The 22,333-nt window shown below is 36.8% G+C and carries 17 protein-coding genes; 11 read left to right on the top strand and 6 right to left on the bottom strand.

Going from position 1 to position 22,333, the window contains the following annotated elements; translation table 11 throughout:
• Window positions 1–107: 107 nt before the first annotated feature.
• The 4 genes from Q360_RS0112870 to Q360_RS0112885 all read right to left on the bottom strand — a co-directional run bounded on the left by Q360_RS0112870 (window position 108) and on the right by Q360_RS0112885 (window position 3,150).
• Window positions 108–815, bottom strand: a complete 708-nt coding sequence (locus Q360_RS0112870; RefSeq protein WP_027077471.1) for a hypothetical protein — start codon at window positions 813–815, stop codon at window positions 108–110.
• Between the two features lie 142 nt (window positions 816–957).
• Window positions 958–1,188, bottom strand: a complete 231-nt coding sequence (locus Q360_RS0112875; protein WP_027077472.1) for a hypothetical protein — start codon at window positions 1,186–1,188, stop codon at window positions 958–960.
• A gap of 35 nt (window positions 1,189–1,223) precedes the next feature.
• Window positions 1,224–2,387 (bottom strand): acyltransferase family protein, encoded by a 1,164-nt coding sequence (locus tag Q360_RS23190; RefSeq protein ID WP_051554703.1) that lies wholly within the window; start codon window positions 2,385–2,387, stop codon window positions 1,224–1,226.
• Between the two features lie 163 nt (window positions 2,388–2,550).
• The gene (locus Q360_RS0112885) at window positions 2,551–3,150 is read right to left on the bottom strand and encodes an ankyrin repeat domain-containing protein (RefSeq protein WP_027077473.1); all 600 of its coding nucleotides are present in this window, start codon (window positions 3,148–3,150) and stop codon (window positions 2,551–2,553) included.
• A gap of 234 nt (window positions 3,151–3,384) precedes the next feature.
• Between Q360_RS0112885 and Q360_RS0112890 the strand changes: the two genes are divergently transcribed.
• From Q360_RS0112890 to Q360_RS0112910, 4 genes are all read left to right on the top strand, one after another.
• Complete coding sequence (locus Q360_RS0112890; RefSeq protein ID WP_027077474.1) at window positions 3,385–5,436, top strand: helix-turn-helix domain-containing protein; 2,052 nt, start codon at window positions 3,385–3,387, stop codon at window positions 5,434–5,436.
• A gap of 800 nt (window positions 5,437–6,236) precedes the next feature.
• Entirely contained in the window at window positions 6,237–7,277 is a 1,041-nt protein-coding gene (locus Q360_RS23195) for an alpha/beta hydrolase (RefSeq protein ID WP_051554704.1), read from the top strand.
• Window positions 7,250–7,801, top strand: coding sequence for an RNA polymerase sigma factor (locus Q360_RS0112905; RefSeq protein WP_245603252.1), 552 nt, complete (start codon window positions 7,250–7,252; stop codon window positions 7,799–7,801). Before Q360_RS23195 ends, Q360_RS0112905 begins: the two co-directional genes overlap by 28 nt.
• 3 nt (window positions 7,802–7,804) lie before the next feature.
• Window positions 7,805–8,464: a hypothetical protein gene (locus Q360_RS0112910; protein WP_027077477.1), complete on the top strand. Its 660-nt coding sequence runs from the start codon at window positions 7,805–7,807 to the stop codon at window positions 8,462–8,464.
• 995 nt (window positions 8,465–9,459) lie between these two features.
• Here Q360_RS0112910 and Q360_RS23200 read toward each other — a convergent pair.
• Window positions 9,460–12,483, bottom strand: a complete 3,024-nt coding sequence (locus Q360_RS23200; RefSeq protein WP_051554705.1) for a DUF6797 domain-containing protein — start codon at window positions 12,481–12,483, stop codon at window positions 9,460–9,462.
• Window positions 12,484–14,041: 1,558 nt separating this feature from the next.
• On the opposite strand from Q360_RS23200, the gene Q360_RS0112925 reads away from it, so the two are divergent.
• The 5 genes from Q360_RS0112925 (at window position 14,042) to Q360_RS0112945 (ending at window position 19,395) form a co-directional block, all read left to right on the top strand.
• Entirely contained in the window at window positions 14,042–14,617 is a 576-nt protein-coding gene (locus Q360_RS0112925) for a Crp/Fnr family transcriptional regulator (protein ID WP_036195870.1), read from the top strand.
• Between the two features lie 68 nt (window positions 14,618–14,685).
• Window positions 14,686–15,252: a hypothetical protein gene (locus Q360_RS23205; RefSeq protein WP_027077479.1), complete on the top strand. Its 567-nt coding sequence runs from the start codon at window positions 14,686–14,688 to the stop codon at window positions 15,250–15,252.
• A gap of 29 nt (window positions 15,253–15,281) precedes the next feature.
• Complete coding sequence (locus Q360_RS0112935; protein WP_027077480.1) at window positions 15,282–17,603, top strand: adenylate/guanylate cyclase domain-containing protein; 2,322 nt, start codon at window positions 15,282–15,284, stop codon at window positions 17,601–17,603.
• Between the two features lie 126 nt (window positions 17,604–17,729).
• On the top strand, window positions 17,730–18,707 hold the full coding sequence (locus Q360_RS0112940) for an NAD(P)-dependent alcohol dehydrogenase (RefSeq protein ID WP_027077481.1): 978 nt from the start codon (window positions 17,730–17,732) through the stop codon (window positions 18,705–18,707).
• Between the two features lie 130 nt (window positions 18,708–18,837).
• Window positions 18,838–19,395 carry a lipid-binding SYLF domain-containing protein gene (locus tag Q360_RS0112945; protein WP_027077482.1) on the top strand — a complete coding sequence of 186 codons (558 nt, stop codon included), beginning with the start codon at window positions 18,838–18,840 and terminating at the stop codon, window positions 19,393–19,395.
• A gap of 998 nt (window positions 19,396–20,393) precedes the next feature.
• On the opposite strand, the gene Q360_RS0112950 is transcribed toward Q360_RS0112945, so the two are convergent.
• Window positions 20,394–20,717, bottom strand: coding sequence for a winged helix-turn-helix transcriptional regulator (locus Q360_RS0112950; RefSeq protein WP_027077483.1), 324 nt, complete (start codon window positions 20,715–20,717; stop codon window positions 20,394–20,396).
• Between the two features lie 247 nt (window positions 20,718–20,964).
• On the opposite strand from Q360_RS0112950, the gene Q360_RS24725 reads away from it, so the two are divergent.
• Both Q360_RS24725 and Q360_RS0112960 read left to right on the top strand, forming a co-directional pair.
• Window positions 20,965–21,471 carry a hypothetical protein gene (locus tag Q360_RS24725; RefSeq protein ID WP_027077484.1) on the top strand — a complete coding sequence of 169 codons (507 nt, stop codon included), beginning with the start codon at window positions 20,965–20,967 and terminating at the stop codon, window positions 21,469–21,471.
• Between the two features lie 34 nt (window positions 21,472–21,505).
• Window positions 21,506–22,333: a CPBP family intramembrane glutamic endopeptidase gene (locus Q360_RS0112960; protein ID WP_027077485.1), complete on the top strand. Its 828-nt coding sequence runs from the start codon at window positions 21,506–21,508 to the stop codon at window positions 22,331–22,333.

Genomic DNA, 22,333 nt, shown 5'->3' on the forward strand with positions numbered 1-22,333 from the left:
TATTTTTTTGCACAATTTTCTTTTATTACACGGCTCTTAATTGTGTTGTATGAGGGGGGTTTCTAAAAAAAAGACGTGATAAAAATTTGCTACCCCTTGGCTATTTGCTACTTGTTATCCTTTAAGGTAACAAACGTATTTTTTAATTTCTTAAAGGCTACAATTGAATTGGCATAAGCATCCCGATTTTGAGCTATTGTAACCATTCTCGAAAAAACTATGTTTTCAAAATAGACCTCTTTCCCATAATCTTCCGCAGCATTACCCATGTACCTAAATCTTACATTTGGCATCCAAAAATTCTCATAAAATACTGCGATTCCTTGATGATCTAAAGATTCAAATCTTTTTATAGGGTTAAATGTTTCGTAGGTTTCAGATATAGAATTACGCAAGATTAAATCGCCAATTAAATTTAAATCACCAGAAAATTTTAAATTATCATACGTTATCATTACAGGGTAAAATTTATTGGAACGAAGAAGCACGGGTACTTTTGCTGATAATTTAAGATTATCGTATTCCTTGTTGACCAATAATTGAAACAAGGTGTCTAGCTCTTTAAGCATTTCAATAGCTCCATTTTCATATTCAGTTAATTGTTTTATGTTACGGTCTGCTTCATCGCTTAACTGAATAATGTATAAATCACGTAACTCCAAATTATTTTTGTTTTTCGATTGCTCATTAATTGCTAACGCAATAAGGATTCCAATAATCACAAGAATGATTTCTCCAACGGCATAAGCTAGATACTTTCTAAACTTATTTTTTTCCATAAGGTCTTTTCTAATAGGTCTAAAAATCTGTATCATAATAGCATAGTTAGTTTTTTATTTTTTCGAAAGCGGGTGCCTCAATTAAAGATGTACTAGATGTTTGATCTCGCGTTACGATGCTTCATTTCTCCAATAGTATTAGTTAATTGCTTATCCATAAATTATATACGTTGGAGCGCTAATTTTTATTTATTTCGTGTCCGTTTAATCTTCCTACTGTTTTCAATAGTATAATAGTAGTAATTAGCACCCCTATTCCTAAACCAACAAGAATTCCGACCCAATATTGACTAAAAAACTTTCCGATTCCGAGTCCAACTAGGGTACATCCAATTATATTACTAACTATTGCGATATAAAATAATTGGATTTTATTCACTTTTTTGAGTTCCTTTTTTGTGTTGTTCATTTTTAATTGTTTTTAGGTAAACGTATTTTTATGTCTTATTTATCGGTTTTAAATACGTCTTTCATCGCTGAATCTAGTCCGTTTTTTATACTCAAAAAATCCCTTTTAGCTGCCTTATTATATTGGAATTTTTGCTTTTCTACTTTGTTGAATTTCCATTTCAGTCCAAACAAAGGTTTTAAGAAACCAATCCTTCTAATAATAAATTCATAAATGAGGTAGCAGGCTACACCCGTAAAAGCTACAATGCATATGAATTTTAATAGGATAGGTATTTCCAATGGCAATATGAACATGGCACCAGCGTATAAAACAAACATGTGAATAATGTACACAGGATATGCCGCTTGGCTTAAGTAGTTTAGGGTGTTACTTGGTTTGTTTAAATACGTATAGCCAAAACCGAAAACTCCAAATATCCAGCAATTGGATTCAATAGCTATGAGATACCCAGGTGCTTCAATCCCAAATAGTCTAAGTCTAATACCATACAGAATAATGGCTAAACCAACATACAACCATCTCCATTTCAAAACGGTTTGCCAGAACGTTTTACCACTGTACACAAAAAGGAAACCGAAAAAGAAGGCAAGAAACCCATTAAAAAATCCATGCCAAGTCTCGGCATACAATGCGAACTGCTGGGGCTTTACCAACACAACCTCTAGGGCAAAAAATAGGGATATCAACAAAAGACCACCAGGATGGCTCATTAGAGCGGATAAGGCTCTTTTGATTTTACCGTTCTCATGAGTCTTCAGATAGTAATAAAGCGGTAAGAGTATGAGAACGTACATACAGATATTTCCCAGGAACCATAAATGGCCTTGATGGGGAAAATAGCCCAAAGGCAAATTATAGTATTTCTGAAAAATAAATAGATGCAATGGTGTAATGGCCAATATGCCAAAGGTGAAGGGCAACAAAATTCGCTTTGTCCGTTCTAGAAGCAATTGCTTCCAGTTTCTTTTGCGCATAGCGAAATAGAGTCCCATTCCCGATACATAGAATAAAAGTGGAATTCGCCAAACATTTAGCATGGTCATGGGCGTCCATAAAGTGGCTACCGATTCCTCACTTCTGATGAAGCCAATGAACATGGCCCAAGGTTGAAAAATGATGGCTATATGGTAGATGAGTAACAACCCAATGGCAATAATCCGCAGCCAATCGATATCGTGTCTTCTTTCTGATGTCATTATGGTATTTTTAAATTAGTGAGCGTCTGTGTATAAAGTCTTCGTCTGAACTAGACTATTTTTTGGTCAGGCGTGCGTAGTTCAAAAAACGGGATTTACTTTTGTAAATGCGTCTTGTTTTACAAGCATAACGCAGCTATAGGAACTTATATACAGGCTCTAATTATTGCAGCATCATGGCAATTACGGGACGCGTTTTTTCTAGTTCGTTTAAATCAAGTTTCAAACCTAGCGGACTTAATTGTTGCTGGAGCATTTCATAGATGGGCTTCATATCAGCAAATGGCCCCATCACAGTTTCTCTGGGAGTTGCACCAAAGTTATTTTTTGCGGTCTTGTCCGCTTTGGCATCCATAAGCAACTGTACGATTTCGACCCGAGCAAAGAATGCCGCATTGTGCAAGGCTGTGCCCCCATCATTGTTTATAAGGGTAAGGTCTGCTTTAGCATCAATTAATGCTTTGGAAATCTCAATTTTATTGAAAGTAACTGCAGACATCAATGGTGTTGAACCACTCATTGCGTCTTTCTGATTAATATCGCTACCGGCTTCAATGTGTTGTTTTACAATCTCAAGGTTACCGGATAACACGGCAGTTTGAATATTCATTTTCGGTTTTTCTACTACTGCCTTGGCCTCCACTTTAGTATTCGCTTCCTCTTTAGACTTGGTACCCGACTGAGCGCAGGCAGATGTCAATAGAACAAGAACAAGGGAGGTGTTTACTAAGCTCCTTAAAGAATTGATTTTTGATTTTTTCATGATTTTGATTTTTAATAATTAGTATTAATTTTTGTTTCTACAAAGATGCGATGACTGTTAAGGCGAGACTTATGAGCTATGCGCCAGATTATATCAAGTTTCAGGAAGGTTTAAAAATTATGACGCAAGAGTATCAATTATGACGCAAAACGATACTTTTCGCTTATTACACGAATTATAGACTTGTACAGGTTTCCATAAATTTTTTCTACTTTAGACACACCAAGAAACAGTATGTCAGACCCATCATTTATCGGAACGCATTTTATTAACAAGGCAGAAGCACTTATTGTGGAGAACCTCTCCAATGAACAATTTGGTGTTTCTGAACTAGCGGATGCTATGAACATGAGCCGTTCAAATCTGCTTCGAAAAATCAAGAAACAAACCCAGCTTTCCGCGAGCCAATTTATTCGACAGGTCCGCTTACAAAAAGGAATGGAGTTGCTTAAGGAGGCGTCACTAACCGTTTCTGAAATTTCATACCAGGTAGGTTTTGGAAGTACATCATACTTTATCAAATGTTTTCGGGAACACTATGGTCACCCCCCTGGCGAGGTTGGAAAGGGAACATTGGAATCGGAACCTACTCCAATTCGTTTTTCCAAGCAGTACAGGTGGCAAATTATTGCAATGGCTTCATTGGTGGTTCTAGTCATATCATTCTTTCTTTTCAGTGAAAAGCATATCGTTCCAGAGGTAAAACTTGAAAAGTCCATAGCCGTTTTACCCTTTAAGAATGAGAGCAGCGATTCGACCAACCTATATTTTGTCAATGGGCTTATGGAATCGGCCTTGGGTAATCTTCAGAAAATCGAAGACCTGCGGGTAATCAGTAGAACTTCGGTAGAGAAATATCGAAATACAGAAAAAGGGATTACGGAAATAGCCGAAGAATTGAATGTGAACTACCTGTTGGAGGGCAGTGGGCAAAGGATTGGAAATCAGGTTTTACTAAACATTCAATTGATTGAAGCTTCAACTGATCGGCCTATTTGGGTGGAGCAATATAGCCGTGAAGTCAAAGATGTATTTGCTTTACAGAATGAAGTAGCACGTAAAATTACAGTTGCTATTGAGGCAATGGTAACACCTGCCGAATTGGAACAAATTGAGAAATCACCTACTGAAAGTGTATTAGCCTATGATTATTACCTCCAAGCACTTGACCCTTTTCACACGGATACTAAGAAAGGTTGGGAAAAGGCCATTCTGTTATTTGAGAAGGCAATCGAGCAGGACCCACAGTTTGCGCTGGCCTATGCTAATATTGCCATATCGTATTACTATTTAGACATCATTCAGAAGCAGAAACAATACAAAGAGCAAATAAATAATTATGCGGACAAAGCGCTACTATATGATTCCAAATCCGACATAAGCTTGATTGCAAAGGCATTATATTATATGTATAACGAGGAATATCGATTGGCACTACCCCATTTAAAGAAAGCATTGGAGTACAATCCAAATTCATCGGCAGTAGTTCGATTACTTTCCCTTTTATACGCCAATCACGTTCGGGATACTGGCCAAGCGCTAAAATACGCACTAATGGATGTGCAGCTTGATATCGCTGCTAAAGACTCCATTCCCAAAAGTTATATTTATTTGAACTTAAGCAACGCATTTATCCAAAATGGTTTTCCTGAAGAGGCGTTATCGTATATTAATAAGTCTGTTGACCTGTATCCTGAAAATCCTTATGCACCTTGGTTAAAAACAATGATTCTATTTGCCAAGAACGGGGATATTGAACGCACTACATCCTTATTAGAGAAAGAGTGGCAAAAGGATACTACCCGCTTAGATATCTTGCAGGACGTAGCTAATTTCCACTATTACCAAGAGGACTATGATACTGCCTTTTTTTACTTTGAGAAATTTAGTAAAGCGAAAGAAAAATACGGATTGGGTATTTACCCTCAATCAGATCTTAAGATTGGCTTAGTCTACCAAAAGAAGGGACTGGATGCTCAGGCTGCAAAATTTTTCAATTCGTATGCTGCATTTTGCGAAAAAGATCAATCTATCTATAAAAGTATGCATTTAGCGATGAAGTATGTGAGTGCCGGTAAAAATGAACAAGCAATCGAGCAGCTCAACGTTTTCGCAACGCAAAATAATTACTGGTATTGGATTTTGATATACCAAGATATAAATCCGCTTATGAAACCCCTAAAAAACGACCCAGAGTTTAAGGAGGTCATACAAAAAATCGAAGAGCGCTTTTGGAAAAATCAGAAACAACTCAGAAAGTCGTTAGAGGAAAAGGGACTGGTTTAAGCTATCCAAACACATACACGCTTCGCACGTAGTATGCCCCTTAGAATTCTCTTGCAGCCAAGAAATATGAAAATCATTAATTCCACAAAACAAGCAGTTAAAAGAACGGAACAAGAAATATGCTGTTTTTTTTAAAAAGAAGATTGGTTTTATGAGTGCTAAGTTCAAGGAATAAGAATGCATTTGAAATTATAGTTTTTCAAAAAGTGTGATTTTTCAAAAAGTTTGCGAATAATAAGATAAACTTTAACTCATCATACCATGGTAGCAAGAAAGATTATCGGGATTATATTTTCAATAATAGCAATCGTATCTAGCGTAATTTTAATAACACAATCGAACTTAAGCTTTGATTTCAATGCATATTTTGATTTTTCACTTAAGAGTTATTTTAGCTTAGCGTATTTAAGACAAATAACGCCTCTCTTTATTTGTTTAATCCTTTTATACGGGGGTCTTCTGCTAATTATAAAACCCTTAAAGTCCAATCCTGTCCTAGCTTTATTTGGATTCATAGTACTAGAGGAGGTCATCTTCAACTGGCTCGACATAATACCAATTAATTTTCCAACATATATTGTCGTAACTTTTTTCTGTTGTGCGCTACTAGCCTTATGGATTGCCTACTCAAATACGATTAACCTGAAGCGCCTCTCTTTTCAAGAAGGAATAACTAGTCTAATTCTTGGAACATTAATCAACGCATTCTCTTATTACTTTTAATTTTTTTAGAAAATATGTGATTTTTTGCAAACGCTGCGAATCATATATAAAACATCATCATCAAAAAACGAACAATCATGACAATAGTAGCAAAATTCAGTATTGGAATTGTATTAACCATCAGTCTATCAGCGCTAGCTCAGCATAAAAACGATCCATATAAAAGGGTCGAAACCGAAATCATAAAGCTCATTTATTCACCGGACCCCGCCTTTGACCCAAATATCGTTCAGCAACCCATGAGTCCAGAAGTAATTGCAGATATTGGGTTTGAACAAGTCTATCAAAACAGTCCTCGAGAATTCTCCATGCGTGACGGGAAGCACTTGTTTTCGTATGCGTATAAAAAGGAAAGCGATACAACAATCATTTTAGTACACGGCGTACTTTCCGGTGCTTATATGATGAACAAAACAGCTGGATTGTTACAAGAAACTACCCATAACGATGTAATCGCTTTGGATTTCAGGGGTCATGGGCAGTCAGAAGGTACTCCAGGCGATGTCGACTATGTTAACCAGTATGTAGATGATCTCGAAGATGTAGTTTCGGCTATAAAAAAAGAAAAACCAAATCAAAGCATAGTACTTGCAGGGCATTCCATGGGTGGTGGAATTATATTGCGATACGCCATGGAAAAAGATGCCCCAGAAGTTGACGGCTACCTTTTATTTGCCCCACATTTGGGTGCCAACGCCCCAACACTAAAAGAAGAAGCATTGGAAACTGGCGAAGCACCATTCGTAAAACTACATATCAACAGAATTATTGGCCTGAAGATGTTGAACGCCATTGGAGTAACCAAATACAATAATCTTCCTGTGCTATTCTTTAACCTTCCGGAAACTATGCCAGTTACAAAGTATAGCTATCGCGCCAATGAAAGCATGTCTCCTTCCGATTATAAAGAAGGATTAAATGCTATAGCTAAACCCCTGCTAGTTTTAATAGGAAGTGAGGACGAAGTATTCGATGCCCGTAAATTTAATACCGCCATCACGGAAAATAGCAATGGGGAGGTGTATACCGTAGAAGATGAAACCCATAACGGAATCCGGCACAACAAAAAAGCAATGGAACTGATTTCAAATTGGATAAATCATCATACTTTACAGTAACCTTAGGCAAACGAATGGTAAGCGATAAGAAGGACAGATTCATACGAACGATAGATGAGCACAAAAAAATCATCTATAAAATCGTGAATTCATATTGCCCGAATAGGGAAGATCGCAAAGATCTGGAGCAGGAAATTATCATACAATTGTGGAAGTCCTTTGACAAATATGACGATAGCTATAAATATTCCACTTGGATGTATCGTATTGCGCTCAATGTAGCCATATCCTTTTATAGAAAAGAACGGAAATGGTCGCTCAAAGGTGATTTTTATGATGAGGCATCCATTTTTAACATGGTGGACGAAAATGGTAAGGACGAAGCAGTATTGGATGGTCAAATAAAGTTGTTGCAAACCTTCATCACTAACCTCAACGAATTGAACAAGGCATTGATGCTATTATATCTAGAGGAAAAAAGCTATGAAGAAATAGCCGAGATATTAGGGATTACAAAAACCAATGTAGCGACGAAAATCGGTCGCATAAAAGTGAAACTAAAAAAAGAATTTGAAAACATATAGATTATGGAAGCAAGTGAATTAAAAAATATATTGGAAGGGTACGACAGAAAATTGGATAGGAACCTCAAATTGAATAGCGCAGCTTTAAAAAACATAAATCTGGAGAAGTCTAAAAAAAAGACACGAACAGTTCTTGTCCATAGGGTTATTGAACTAGTTTCCTACACGCTTTTAGCTTTGTTCATGGGCAGTTATATCGCAACCCATTTGGGCCAAACGCATTTAGCTATAAGCGGAAGTATCGTTGGGGTATTTACCTTGATAGCATTAGCAGGTAGCATAGGGCAAGTGGTATTTTTACAACAAATCGATTTTACAAAACCCTTAGTGGAGCTCCGGAAAAAAATAGAACTGGTAAACTCCCATGGACTGCTGTTCGTGAAATTACTTTTTCTTTCTGCTCCAATATGGTGGTCTTATGCCATTGTAGCCCTTGATATCTTCCTTGATATTGATTTATATGTTCATTTAGAACCAGGTTTTGTAGTAAGATATATACTCATTAATGCCCTATTGCTAATTCCCCTTATTTGGCTTTTTAAGAAATTGAGCTATAAAAACCTGCATATTAAGTGGGTCAGGAAAACCATAGGATTTTTTTCGGGAACAAAAACTAGGAAGGCTTTGGAGTTTTTAAATGACATTGAGGAGTTTAAAAAATAATGTTCGGGCAGCTATTCATTAGCCTAAAAGGGAAGAATCACAAAAAAGTTCGCAGTAACCTAGGTGACTTAAAAAACATAATTAATTATAAATCAAGTATTTAAACTTAAAAAATTATTTTTTTAAGCTGAGCATGTGTTAAATATTATATAATATAGTACCTTTTTAAGCATAGTACTGTAACAAAACATATCTTTGAGCGTCTATTAGTTGTAAGTCATTTTAAAAACAACAACGTAACATATAGAAATCATGAAAGCATCAGGTAACAAAACATCAACAGAATCAAAAACAGGACAGTACTTTTCATCATTCCGCTCTAGCAAAAGAGCACAATGGGCACAGTACAGAAATTTTAATCGCTAATCACGATTTGTAGTACCATAATCAATAAACAACAAAATCATGAAAACGTTCATCAATCAATTTCCAAAGGAATCAAGAAAGTTTACTATCCTTTTCAACCGACAAGAAAGCAAACGAATCCGTTGGGTACAACCATCACTTAGCCTTTAATCAAGGCAATCATAATAGCACAAACAAAAGGGATGCCCTTCATCAAGGTATCCTCTTTGTTTGGAATAATAAAATGGATAGATCTTAATCAAAGTCTATCCATTTTTTCTTGGATAAGGTTCTTATCTCCCCTATCTAACTTATCATTATTTTAAGCCATACACATGCTTCAATACATTTCAATTTTATAGCCTTATGTATCTCACATGGGACAAACCAACAGAAGGGTAAGTGAAAAAAGAGCGTGTCGCTACCATCATGTTTACCGCTGTTATAGATGTTACTGCCTTGATACAAAAGAGGACGCTACAGCACTAAATAGGAGGAATCTCCATCGTAAGTAATTTCAAAAATCTCACAAAAAGCAAAGGCGAAATCTTATTATACCATAGGGACGGAACAGTAAGCACATTTTCCCATGACCTTTATACATCTTCAGAAATATATGTTCACTTCAATATCGCTGGCGGGTTTAGTTCTTAAAAGGATTGGTCAGGTTCTAAATTGTGAATGGTGTTTTGAACCGTTCCTTTTAAAGAGACACCATTTACATCTGCTATCTCATAGGAAATTGACATTACATCTACGGGTTTAATATCTTGCAAAAATAGTTTTACCGCTTTGCCTTCTTTTTGTAATTCTACCCTACTAATGGGTAAAACTTGCTCATTATAGCGATCGGACCCATACTTTCTGCTTCTTTTTAAATCCCAAGTTTTAACCACATAATTTTTGATATCTATTCCTTTTTGGGTGTCTAAGCTAGCATCAAATTGTAAGGTAATTCCAGAAGTTGTTGCTTTTAAATCTAATGGAATCGTTAAGGGTTTCCCTGTATATCGAACACGATACAAGCCACCACCTCGAAGCATTTGATTCGTACCCCAGGCGGACATTCCACAGGCGTACAATTGTCCATCACTAGGGTTAAATCTTCCACGCATAACACCTGTTAAAAATTTGATCCCAGGCATGTCCACAACACCTCCTTGCATTTGACCCTTTACTTTCTCATTCAAAACAAACTGAATTTTCCCAAAACCATATGAAAAACTTAAAAGACTTCCATTCAAAGGGCCCCATTGTTTGCTATCTACCCATAACAATTCAGAGGGCGACCGGTCAAACTCCATATCTACCCAAACCATAGGTTGTTCCATAGCAATTCTAGTACTATCTTTTGGTGGATTGTAACCCCACATATTTCCATAGAACTTCCCTTTAGCGTCTACCCAATTGATCCGGTTCATAGGGTTCCAAAACCCTTGCTGATCCGTAACTAAAAAACTTCCATCCGGGTTTATGCACACTCCGTTTGCGGCCCTGAATCCTGTAGCTATAATATCTGTTTTAGAACCATCCTTACTAACTTTTAAAAGCGTGCCATGTTGTGGCACCAATGCTTCGCGCGCATGACGCCCACTTTTGGCGTAATACAAATTCCCTTCTTTATCGGCCTGAAGACCCATTGCAAATTCATGAAAATGGTCTGTCACCTGATGGTCGTGGTTGAAACTTTCATAAAAATCGGTTTCATTATCCCCATTTAAATCTTGAAGTAACACCAATTGATCTCGGCAGATGACATATATTTTATCATTCAAGACTTTAATACCCAAGGGTTGAAAAAGTCCTGACCCGATGCGTTGCCAAGTCAGTTCTCCAGAACTACGTGTAAGGCCTGAAATAAGCCAAATATCTCCATCAGTGGCACAAGCAACAGCCTTATTGGCGTCTTTCATAAAATCAATCCCGCTTAACTTCATTCTACTAGACCACGGGTTCTCGAACGGTGGTGTTAGTAAATCTACTGCAAAAGCACCTTGGTCGAATCCTTTGGTAATGGTGGTTTTTAAAACTTCTGGATAATGCGCTGCGCCATTACCCAAAGTGTATTTCTGTAAATCTTCTGGAATGGCTTTAATCATTTGGAGTTCAGCAAAATCAGATGTGTCGGTATTTGCAATAAACAATTTGACTTTAACTTGTTTTGACCGAGCTACATTCAATACTATAAATCCATCCTCTTTTGATAAACTAGCCCCTTCTCCTATTATTTGAACCCCAACAGTCTCTGGAGCTACTCTCATTTTTAACAATGAGGTAGAAGGAGAAATATTCAGAGTCCTTGTGAAAATGGTATCCTTACCTTGGCTTTCCATTCCTAACTTCTCTAAAATATTGGCCTGCCCGACCGAATAAGAAATTACAATCTGATCTTCATAATGATATAGTCCTTTGTAGTTTGCCCAGGGCTTCGGAAGCGGCCCAAAAGCACGGCCGTCTCTAGCTCTAAACCTTGGGTCTTTAAAAGACCCAGTCATCGGATTTGCCCAACCAGGGCCAACAGGGGTTTCAAAATGGAGCTTTCCAATAGTACGTGGATAGGTTTCATGTTTGTCATTTAATAAAATACCATTCCAATCTATAAAACCTTTACCCGTCCATCCTCCTGCAACACGCATGAGGTCATGGTCAAATATCATCCAAGCTTTTCCTTTGGAGACACCTCCTTCACCTTTGTCCAAACGGACAGCAATACCTTTATACGCAAAGTTATTTTTAAGATAATCTTCATCAGGGTATGGAGCCGGACCTGGAGAATGATATCGTTCAATACCCGTCTTTTCATCAGCCAGTTCATAGGTGTTAATGAAGAAATTACCGTAGTTCATATCTGCCCAAGGTTGATAGGGTTTGGTTTCCGGACCACGGGAAGTGCCTTTGGGTAAACCAGCGAGATAGCCTGGCGTACTCAAAATAAATTGTGCGCTCTCTTTGTCCTTAATGTACTTATGACGGATATAAGAAATGACATCATACTTTTCTTGCGGCGTCAAAGCTAGTTGCGGAGGCATGGAACCATACCCTCGACTTATAGTTTCGTACATAGAAAACGCATCGCTACCCGCTTTCAATTCTTGCTCCCAGAATTTGGTTGAAAGGGGAATCGAACCGTCAACCTCCTCATTACCGTGGCAGTTAATGCAGTTGAAACTATAGATGCGCTCACCGCGCTTATACCCCTCACGATCCATACCTAATAGTATTCCGGTATGGTCAATATCCTTTTCAATTTCGGCTAAATCATTTTCTGATAGCACATACTTGATTTCGGAACGGTCAATAATAAGAGCTTCAGTAGCTTGTTTTTTTGCCGTGAACAGAAACGCTTCGTCTTCAATTTTAATCTTACCAGAAAAAGTGCCACTTTCAAAAGAACCTTCCAAATTGGCTTCCTCTCCATATAATATAAAATCTCCGGATAAACTGTTGTCATAAGCCATGACATTCTCCAGCGTAAATGTGCCATCATCTAAGGATACTAGAGACCCTTCAACACCGCCATTCGTGCTTTTAAGTTTCAAAACCCCTTGAGATTGGTATTCACCAAAATCAATTTCATAATCCCAAAAACCTTCTGGAGTATTGCGTTGACATGCTGCTAATAAAAAAACAAGCACGCATAGACAACTCAATATGGTTTTCTGAAGTAATTTCATAACGATAAGTTTGGTGTAGAAGATAAGAACTATTTGGAAACCAAAAAAGCCATTCAATCTCTGGAATGGCTTTAGTTCAGGAATTTACCGATGTGCCGAAAAAAATTAATACCAGTAACAGATAAAATTATTGAATTTCAAAAAATAAGAGTTGCCCCTATTGCTAATTCCCCTTATTTGGCTTCTCAGAAAAATGAGTTAGAAAAATCTACATATCGAGTGCGTCTAGAAAACCGTAGGATTTCTTTCTGGAACAAAAACTAAGCGGGCTTTGGAGTTTTTAAATGACATTGAGTAGTTCGATAAACAATGCCCTTACAGGAGTATTTAACAACAAATCAAAATTTATAAAAACATCTTGTAGTAGGATATACAACTCTAAAATTTAAACAAAATACTGTAAATCAATTATTTAAGGTGATTATATTTAATCTATAGACAAGAGCAAACGTTAAATATTGCATAATAAAGTACCTTTTTATACATAGTACTGTAACAAAATATATCTTTGTGCGTCTAGTAGTTGTAAGTCAATTAGAAAATAACAACTTAACATATAGAAATTATGAAAGCATCAAGTAGCAGAACAGCAACAGAATCAAAAACAGGACAGTACTTCTCCCCTTTTAGAGGTAGCAAAAGAGCACAATGGGCGCAGTACAGACATTTTAACCGTTAAGATTAGGTCTGGAAAGCAGATTGTACCCTTTAGCCTTTAAAAACTACAACTGAGTCATTATTATTTCCAGTACCACGTAAATCGAAACATCTTTGTACCATCATAAAGTAATAACAATATTAAAATATAGAAATTATGAAAGCATCAAGCAACAGAACATCAACAGAATCAAAAACAGGACAGTACTTCTCCACTTTTGGAGATAGCAAGAGAGCACAATGGGCACAGTACAGGCGTTTTAATCGCTAATCACAATTCGAAAAATAAACAGCAACAACATCAAAAAACAACAATCATGAAAGCATCAAGTAGCAGAACATCAACAGAATCAAGAACAGGACAGTACTTCTCCACTTTTGGCAGTAGCAAAAGAGCACAATGGGCACAGTACAGAAATTTTAATCGCTAGTCACAATTCGAAAAATAAACAGCAACAACATCAAAAAACAACAATCATGAAAGCATCAAGTAGCAGAACATCAACAGAATCAAGAACAGGACAATACTTCTCCACTTTTGGCAGTAGCAAAAGAGCACAATGGGCACAGTACAGAAATTTTAATCGCTAGTCACGATTTGTAGTACCACAATCAATAAACAACAAAATCATGAAAACCTTCATCAATCAATTTCCAAAGGAATCAAGAAAGTTCGCTATCATTTTCAACCGTCAAGAAAGCAAACGAATCCGTTTGGTAAAACCATCACTTAGCCTTTAATCAAAGTGATTATAATAACACAATCGAATGGGATACGCTTCATCAAGGTATCCCCTTTGTGTATACTTATAAAATCGATAGGCCATAATCCAAGTCTATTCATTTGTTTTGAACAGCACCTTTGCGTTCACTCGCGTAAATTATTTCTACCTTAAATCTTATGGAAGTACAACAGCTCAACAAGTCCATTGATAAATTCAGTAGCAATGTGTCCCAAAAATCACGCACGGCATTTACCACTTTATGTATTGAGCAGACCTTTGCCCGAGCGTGTATTTTACTGAAACCTCAACAGTCCGATCAATCAGAATATATTCTACTAGACGGTATAGCACGTACTTTTTTATTAAATACCGAAGGCGAAGAAATAACACTTTCCTTTTTCGAGGCCAATACCGTCCTGCCACCATACATAACCCGAACGGAAAATAAAAAATCCCTCTTATATTGTGAAGCATTGACCGACTGTACTTTTGCGAAAATCGATGCAAAGGCCTTTGAAACCTTAATGATAGGAAATCTTGAGATTAGAGAATTCGGGAATTCAGTAATGCGACATGAACTCGTGAAAAAAGTTCAAAAAGAAATTAGAATGGCCTCTTGGACGGCAAAAGCACGTTTGGAGCAATTCCGAAAAGACTTTTCAATTTTGGAGAACCGCATACCACACTCGATGATTGCCTCTTATTTAGGCATTACAAATGTTTCGCTCAGTAGACTTCGTAAGCAATACTAAAATGCTTTTTATCAATTGTTAATGCAAAGTCTAATTTGAGGTCATTCCTTTGTATAAAATGTAAGGGAATGAAAACTGTTCAAAACATCATACGACGAAATATCCAAGGTAAAAAGGTATTGCTCTTGTTCTTGCTCACCAATATCGTTTATGCAGCCATGCTGCTAGTAACCATTCCCAAAGTCATGGACTTTGCTCCCGGAATGAATTTATTGGATATGATGCCGATGGGGTATACGCTAGAGTATGTCGATTCATTATTTGAAGCCTTAGGACGTGAAGGCCGGAATACATATGTATCCAAACAGGTTCCGTTGGATATGATATATCCCTTTTTATTCGGAATAAGTTATTGCTTAGTACTGGCTTATTTTCTAAACAAGTTCAACAAGCTGAAAACTCCCTTTGTGTATTTATGCCTATTGCCAATAATAGCAGGTATATCCGATTACTTGGAGAACTTTGGAATTCTGACATTATTAAACGGGTATCCCAAAATATCGAATAGCATGGTTACGCTAACAAGCGGTTTTACTGTTCTAAAGAGCATAAGCACAACACTATACTTTATGATTTTAATAGGGTTCCTTTTACTATTTCTACTAAAAAAAAGCAGCTATTATACTAGTGAGTGAATTATTGTATTTTTAAGGTCAATATCTATATGTCACAATCAAAAACCCGCCGTATCGCCGCTATTATGTTTACCGACATTGTCGGGTATACGGCATTGATGCAAAAAGATGAAGCTGCAGCAATGAAAATGAGGGTTCGCCATCGCTCCACATTCCAAAAAAGCCATGATGCGCACACTGGGGAAATAATTCAATATTACGGAGATGGTACCTTAAGTACATTTTCAAGTGCTGTAAAAGCAGTGGAATGTGCCATTTACATACAACAGGCGCTACAAAAAGATAAACCCGTACCCATACGTATCGGATTACATTTGGGCGATATTGTTTTTGATGGGACCGAAGTGTATGGAGACGGAGTAAACCTATCCTCCCGAATTGAGTCCTTGGGGGTTGCAGGTTCAATTCTCGTATCGGGTACCTTGAATGATGAACTTAAAAATCAACCCCAAATTACTACAAAATCTCTTGGTCATTTTGAATTAAAAAACATCGCAAAACCCATTGCCATTTTTGCAGTCGCCAATAAAGGAATAAAAGTTCCTGACCGTTCGGAGCTCAAAAATATTAAACAAAAAAAGACCAAGGCCATCGCAGTACTCCCTTTTGTTAATATGAGCTCCGACGTCGAAAACGAATATTTTTCGGACGGTATGACGGAGGAGATTATCAATGCCTTGGCCAAAATAAAAGGTCTGAAAGTAACCTCCAGAACATCCTCTTTCCATTTCAAGAACAAAAATATCCCGATTTCAACTATCGGGGAAGCGTTGAATGTTCCTACTATTTTGGAAGGTAGCATACGACTGTCTGGGAACAAAATGAGAATTACAGCACAGTTGATTGATGTGGCTGATGATTTTCATTTTTGGTCAGAAACCTGGGATAGAATGCTGGAAAACGTTTTTGAAATACAAGATGAAGTAAGTCTATTAATAGCAGATAAATTAAGAGAGCATTTTGGGCACTTAGAAATAAATGAAACGCTCGTCACAAAACAAACAGAGAATATTACTGCCTATGAATATTGTTTAAAGGGAAAATATCATGAAAACAAATGGAATCCAGACGATATAAAGTTGGCCATCGCTCTTTATGAAAAGGCTTTGGCGCTTGATTCAAAGTATGCTGAAGCCCATTTAGGATTGGCCGGTTGTTATAGCTTTCTCGCTACAATTGCCAGTATACCATTCGAAGAAGGATGGAAAAAAACAAGTAATCATACAAATCAGGCCCTTGCGCTTAATGGTCAGTCTTCTGGTGTTCATTATCAATTATCAAATCAAGCTTTTTTCATTGGATGTGATTTTAATAAAGCACTCCTAGAAGGAAAAAAAGCAATTGCACTTAATCCCAATAATGCAGAAGCGCAACAAAATATTTCTTTTTTATACACGCTTTTAGGAGATCGAGATAAAGCAAGTAATCATCTAGAAATTGCACTCAGTATAAATCCACTATCGGAAGAGACGCTATTTTTTAGTGGCTACTTCCATTATATGATTGAAGACTATCTCCAAGCCTTAGACATGATGGACCAATGTTTGTCGACTAATGATAAAAACATTCCTGCGCATTCTATAAAAGCAAGCTGTCTCCTTCAACTAGGCAAGTACGATGAGGCACTAAATTACTTTGACAATATTCCTACTGAGGTGGTTCTACAAGGAGAAAAAACTGGCATTATCGGATTGGCTTATGCCTTAAAGAAGGATACAGTTAACGCTTCTATCTATTTAGAAAAATTAATTGAACAGTCAAAAGAGGAAGGTGGATTTGCCGCAGATTCCTACCTTTTTATGATGTATGTGGTTCGCGGTGAACTCGATAAAGCTTTTGAATGGGTAACACAAGCAATCGAAAATAATTCTTCTCTACTGTTTATACGATATGTTGACCCCATAGTTAATGCTATCAAAATTGACTCTAGGTATAATGTATTTAAGAGCACCATATTTCAAACAAATCAGCTGGAAGAGGTAGCAAAAGAAAAGACTGCTTTACTTAATGCGACTACGTCAGCTGAATATGCAACGCGACTGTTAGCACATCTTTCTGAACATAAGCCTTTTTTAAACCCTGATTTATCCTTACGAAAATTGGCTAGTCAGATTGAAATTCATCCCAACCATCTTTCTTGGTTGCTTAATAATAATTTTGGTAAAAACTATAATGAATTCATCAATGCCTATAAAATAAAAGCCTTCAAATTGAACGCTAAAGACCCAAATAATGCGCACCTCACTATAGAAGGCTTGGCCTATGAAAGTGGTTTTAACTCTAAAACGGTCTTTAATACGTACTTTAAGAAAGAAACCGGACTAACGCCTAAGCAGTTCCTAAAGAGGTAAGGCTAAAAGTTTCATCAATTCCCATTTCGATTTTGTTCGGAATTATAATTCTGTACCTGCTTACTATAATTCGGAACGCTTAACTTATATGCTATACCTATTTTTGGGTATCTTAAAAACAAAAAGATGAAAGCAATCATCACTACAAAATATGGCTCGCCAGAAGTACTAGAGCTAAAGGATATAGAAAAACCTGTGCCAAATAAAAACGAAGTATTGATACATATAAGAGCCGCTAGCGTAACTACTGCCGATACCATGATGCGAAAAGGAAGGCCATGGGTAGGAAGACTTTTTATAGGCCTAACGAAGCCAAAACACCCTATTTCCGGAACTGGTTTTTCTGGAGTTATTGAAACTATTGGCCAAGACGTTAAACAATTTCGGATAGGAAATGAAGTTTTTGGGGAATCGATTTTTGGAGCCGGCACAAACGCAGAATATGTTTGTGTTAAAGAAGATGGCGTGCTGGTTCTTAAACCTGAACATATAGCCCATGAGGAAGCTGCCGCTATTTGCGACGGACCGTTGACCTCTTGGAATTTTCTAAAGGGAATGGCAAAAGTGAAGCGCGGCCAGTCTGTTTTAATACATGGCGCTTCTGGAAGTCTCGGTACCGCCGCAGTACAATTAGCCAAGCATCTTGGGGCAAACGTTACTGGTGTTTGCAGTACCAAAAATATGGAAATGGTAAAATCCCTTGGTGCAGCTACTGTTATCGATTACGGTAAAATCGATTTTACCAAAACAGGGCAGACCTACGATATTGTTTTTGATACCGTGGGCAAGAGTTCATTTTTAAAATGCAAAAAGGCATTGAACAAAAATGGAATCTACCTCTCCCCCGTTCTTAGTTTATCCTTACTATTTCAAATGCTAAGGACTGCTATGTTGGGGAATAAGAAAGCAATGTTTTCGGCAACGGGAACTAAGCCTATTTCAGTGCTTCGATTGCTCCTTAAAGAACTCAACGAACTTTTGGAGTCTGGGCAATTAAAAACAGTAATTGACAGATGTTACGCATTAGAAGAAATAAGTGAAGCACACCGGTATGTAGACACAGGACATAAAAGAGGAAATGTGGTTATTAGTATGCAATACTAAGGACTCAAATCATAAAATCAGGTGTCAATTAGGCATCAAGAAAACACAATTCTGTAGTGTCGAAAATATAAGAACAGCGGCACATAGCACAAAAAAAGAAATACAAACAACACTTAAACAAACAAATAACATGAAAACAGTAGCAGTAAGAACATCAAAAATAGCAGCGCTAGTATTGGCCCTATTCGCATCCATTACATTGAGTGCACAAGTAAACGGATGGAATCCTAAATTGGAAAGCGATGCACAAGAAGCATTGCATACCATTCTAGAAAAAACACCTAAGCTAGCATCATTTAAGAAAGAAGCCTACGGTTATGCCGTTTTTCCTAGAATCACAAAAGCAGCCATAGGGGTGGGCGGAGCTGCCGGTAATGGCGTCGTTTACAAAGACCATTCAATGGTAGGGACTGCACATCTCAAACAAGCTTCGGTGGGTATTCAATTTGGAGGACAACAGTACGTAGAGGTTATCTTCTTTGAAAACGAGGATGCTTTTGAAAAATTCACCAATGGAAAATTAAAGTTCGATGCCCAAGCGTCCGCTGTAGCCTTGAAAGCCGGGGCTGCAATCGACCTCGCCTATCAAGACGGCGTGGCAGTCTTTACAGCTACGAAAGGGGGCCTAATGTACGAAGCGTCTATTGGAGGACAGCACTTTAAATACAAATCAAGCGGGGTCGAATAAAGCAGTGTGGCCACTACCTGCAGGTAGTGACAATGGCTATCCTAAAAAATAGTGTTCCTATTTACGTACACAACATTTACTTTAAGCGTTTCAGAATATCGTTGTTAGCGATTAGCAAGAACTAAGGAAAAGTATCCTATTTTATTGTACAACCAGTATAATTTAGCACATACAGGATAAGGAAATCTCATTTGAAAGGGTGGCCCTTCAATTTTAAGTATTTAAATCGTATTCATCAATTAAAAAACAACAGTCATGAAAACAGCAATCAATCAATCCCCGACAGCATCCAGAAGGTTCACTTTCTTTTCTAATGTTAAAGACAGTAAGTGAATCCCTTGGGTAGCATCACGGCAGCGCCTTCATTAATTAGTTAGTAGCTAACCAGCCCAAAAATGGGATAGACCCCTACCCATACCTATCGGATTGCATTTGGGAAATATCATTTTTGATGGCACCTAAGTTTATGGGACAGGGTACACCTATCCTCCAAAATTGGGTCCTTGGAGATTGCAGGTTCAATGCTCGTATCGGGTACCTTTGAATAATGACCTTAAAAATTAACCCTAGTAATACCCGGACTCCTTTGAATAAAATAAATAATGTGTTCTAGTCGTTTCAAGAGCCTATATTTTACTATTTACTTTAGTTTTCAAACATGTGTGTTCACATCACCATTATATAAGGACAAAAGCTAAAAATTTACTGCGCCATCCTGCGACTGTACTTTAAGCCCAAGCCCTTACATTATTTGGGAGATACTGAAATACACTTTATACGGAATAGTAACAACCACCTCAATGGTTTAATCTGTAGGGGTACCCATTATAAATGAGAATTATTGAACGTAAAATGAGACTAGCTCCATAATTTGAGGATTTGAAACTGAACAGATATACTGAAGGAAAGGCTAACATAGTAGACTATATCCCTTTAACGTTGCAAACAGTTTTCCTTAATGAACATCTTGACTCATTCCACGGCTTCTTTAATTAAAATCATTTTCGAGACATTTGTTCTTTACCCCAACTTCTAAGTTGTTTAATAAAGGGTATCAATTCTTCTCCAGTTGAAGTAAGTGAATATTCGACCCTTGGAGGGACTTCCAAATAGACTTTTCTTGAAACCAATTCGTCAGCCTCTAATTCTCTTAATGTTTGTGTTAGCATTTTTGGGGTAATCCCAACAACTGCTCTTTTTAACTCTCCATACCGCATAAACTCGTCTCTAATTACCCAAAGTATGCGTCCTTTATACTTCCCTCCTATTCTTTTGAAGGCATAATCTACAGCGCAATGGGCTATTTCATTTTTATTATTCATTTTTTAGTTATTTTAAATATCTGATTGTCAGCATTACTATACTTTTAGTATGTAGCATACTTTATTGTACGTACTTGTAACAAAGATATTAATTCATTTTATTTGTACCACTAAATAAAACCTAATTAACATGGCGCTCAAAATTGTATTTAGCTAAAAAATAAAACTTCAATTCGAAGACTATATACACGAACTGGAAAGCGTATTAACCTCCACAATAAAATGAAGAAAATACAAATAGCATGTATTGCCGTATTGTTATGATCCTTGGCACAAGCACAGATTACAGAATACAGAATACCATAATCAGGCATTAAAACAAATTGCAGAAGATTTCAGGTCTTCAATAATTGAACATAATGATGAAGAAAAGTTCGCCAATTTATTTTTGAACGATTCTATTACTTGGGGAGCAATTGTTACGGGAAAAACAAAAGCTCATGTTCTAAAACAAAAACCTGATTTTACATATAAATCTAGTGATTTGATGCGTTTTTATAAAAAATTAATTGATGGCGTTGAAGAAAAGTTTTATAATGTCAACATTGATGTAAGGGGAGACTTTGCAACCATCTCTTTTGATTATTCCTTCAATTTAAAATCTGTAATTAAACATTGGGGTGTAGCATATTGGTCTTTGATTTTAATCAATGATGCATGGAAAATTACAAGTGTTACATGGTCTATGAACATGGAACAATTAGAAAAATGCTCATTTATAGCAGAAGATCTTTTTGTTATGAGCACTAATTAAATAAAAAAATGTTATTAATAATTGAATATTATAAATGAAAATAGCAATCAAAAATCCGTTTGTAATAACAGCCATCACCCTACTATTATTTTTAGGAATCCTAAAACTTCCTTTAGACACCCTAATAGACAATTTTGATTTATCTAGTCAACAATCTAGTAATAGTAATAAACTCGTCAAAAACTTGGTTATTCTTATTCTAGCCCTATTCGTCATAAAAAAATTAAAGATTGTTGAACTCTCTGGACTGAGCCAACAGATGAAGTTACAAAACAAGTTCTTGATTTTAATCCCTTTTTACTTAGTAATCATAGGGGTATTCTCTCTTTTAGGAACCGATTTATCAAGCATCTCGACTATTGATTTTATACTATTGTCGTTGACAATGCTCTCTGTTGGGTTTGTAGAAGAGTTTATTTTTAGAGGGATTCTTCAATCTGTATTTTTAAAGAAATATGCACATAGAAAAAATGGTATTTTAATAGGTATCTTTCTTCCTGCAGCACTTTTCGGAGCATTGCATTTATTAAATTTAAAGATGTCCAATATTCCTGCTTCCATTGGGCAAGTTGTATATGCATTTTTTATAGGTGTGGCTTTTGGAGCCATTCTATTAAAGACCAATAAGGTAATCCCTTTGGCTATTATACATGGTCTTATCAATACTGTCTTTAGTATCAACACCCTATTAAACGATAGCGCAGTGGCAGGGGAAATTGAACAGCAAGACATTGGACAGGCTATAGGTTCTATGTTGGTGGTTTTACCATTATTTATTGTTGGTTTATGTATCATACGTAAAATTAACATCGGAAGTATTCAAGAAAAAATAGTGCTATCCAGTAAAATTAAACACCTGTAA

This window comes from Maribacter antarcticus DSM 21422, from assembly GCF_000621125.1.
In the GTDB taxonomy this organism is placed as follows: Bacteria; Bacteroidota; Bacteroidia; order Flavobacteriales; family Flavobacteriaceae; genus Maribacter; species Maribacter antarcticus.

Coding starts and splice junctions, on each gene's coding strand:
- Q360_RS0112890 (WP_027077474.1), top strand. CDS start 3,385: ATGTCAGACCCATCATTTATCGGAACGCATTTTATTAACAAGGCAGAA.
- Q360_RS23195 (WP_051554704.1), top strand. CDS start 6,237: ATGACAATAGTAGCAAAATTCAGTATTGGAATTGTATTAACCATCAGT.
- Q360_RS0112935 (WP_027077480.1), top strand. CDS start 15,282: ATGTCACAATCAAAAACCCGCCGTATCGCCGCTATTATGTTTACCGAC.
- Q360_RS23200 (WP_051554705.1), bottom strand. CDS start 12,483: ATGAAATTACTTCAGAAAACCATATTGAGTTGTCTATGCGTGCTTGTT.
- Q360_RS23190 (WP_051554703.1), bottom strand. CDS start 2,387: ATGACATCAGAAAGAAGACACGATATCGATTGGCTGCGGATTATTGCC.
- Q360_RS0112945 (WP_027077482.1), top strand. CDS start 18,838: ATGAAAACAGTAGCAGTAAGAACATCAAAAATAGCAGCGCTAGTATTG.
- Q360_RS0112940 (WP_027077481.1), top strand. CDS start 17,730: ATGAAAGCAATCATCACTACAAAATATGGCTCGCCAGAAGTACTAGAG.
- Q360_RS23205 (WP_027077479.1), top strand. CDS start 14,686: ATGAAAACTGTTCAAAACATCATACGACGAAATATCCAAGGTAAAAAG.
- Q360_RS0112925 (WP_036195870.1), top strand. CDS start 14,042: ATGGAAGTACAACAGCTCAACAAGTCCATTGATAAATTCAGTAGCAAT.
- Q360_RS0112885 (WP_027077473.1), bottom strand. CDS start 3,150: ATGAAAAAATCAAAAATCAATTCTTTAAGGAGCTTAGTAAACACCTCC.
- Q360_RS0112875 (WP_027077472.1), bottom strand. CDS start 1,188: ATGAACAACACAAAAAAGGAACTCAAAAAAGTGAATAAAATCCAATTA.
- Q360_RS0112950 (WP_027077483.1), bottom strand. CDS start 20,717: ATGAATAATAAAAATGAAATAGCCCATTGCGCTGTAGATTATGCCTTC.
- Q360_RS0112960 (WP_027077485.1), top strand. CDS start 21,506: ATGAAAATAGCAATCAAAAATCCGTTTGTAATAACAGCCATCACCCTA.
- Q360_RS0112870 (WP_027077471.1), bottom strand. CDS start 815: ATGATACAGATTTTTAGACCTATTAGAAAAGACCTTATGGAAAAAAAT.
- Q360_RS0112910 (WP_027077477.1), top strand. CDS start 7,805: ATGGAAGCAAGTGAATTAAAAAATATATTGGAAGGGTACGACAGAAAA.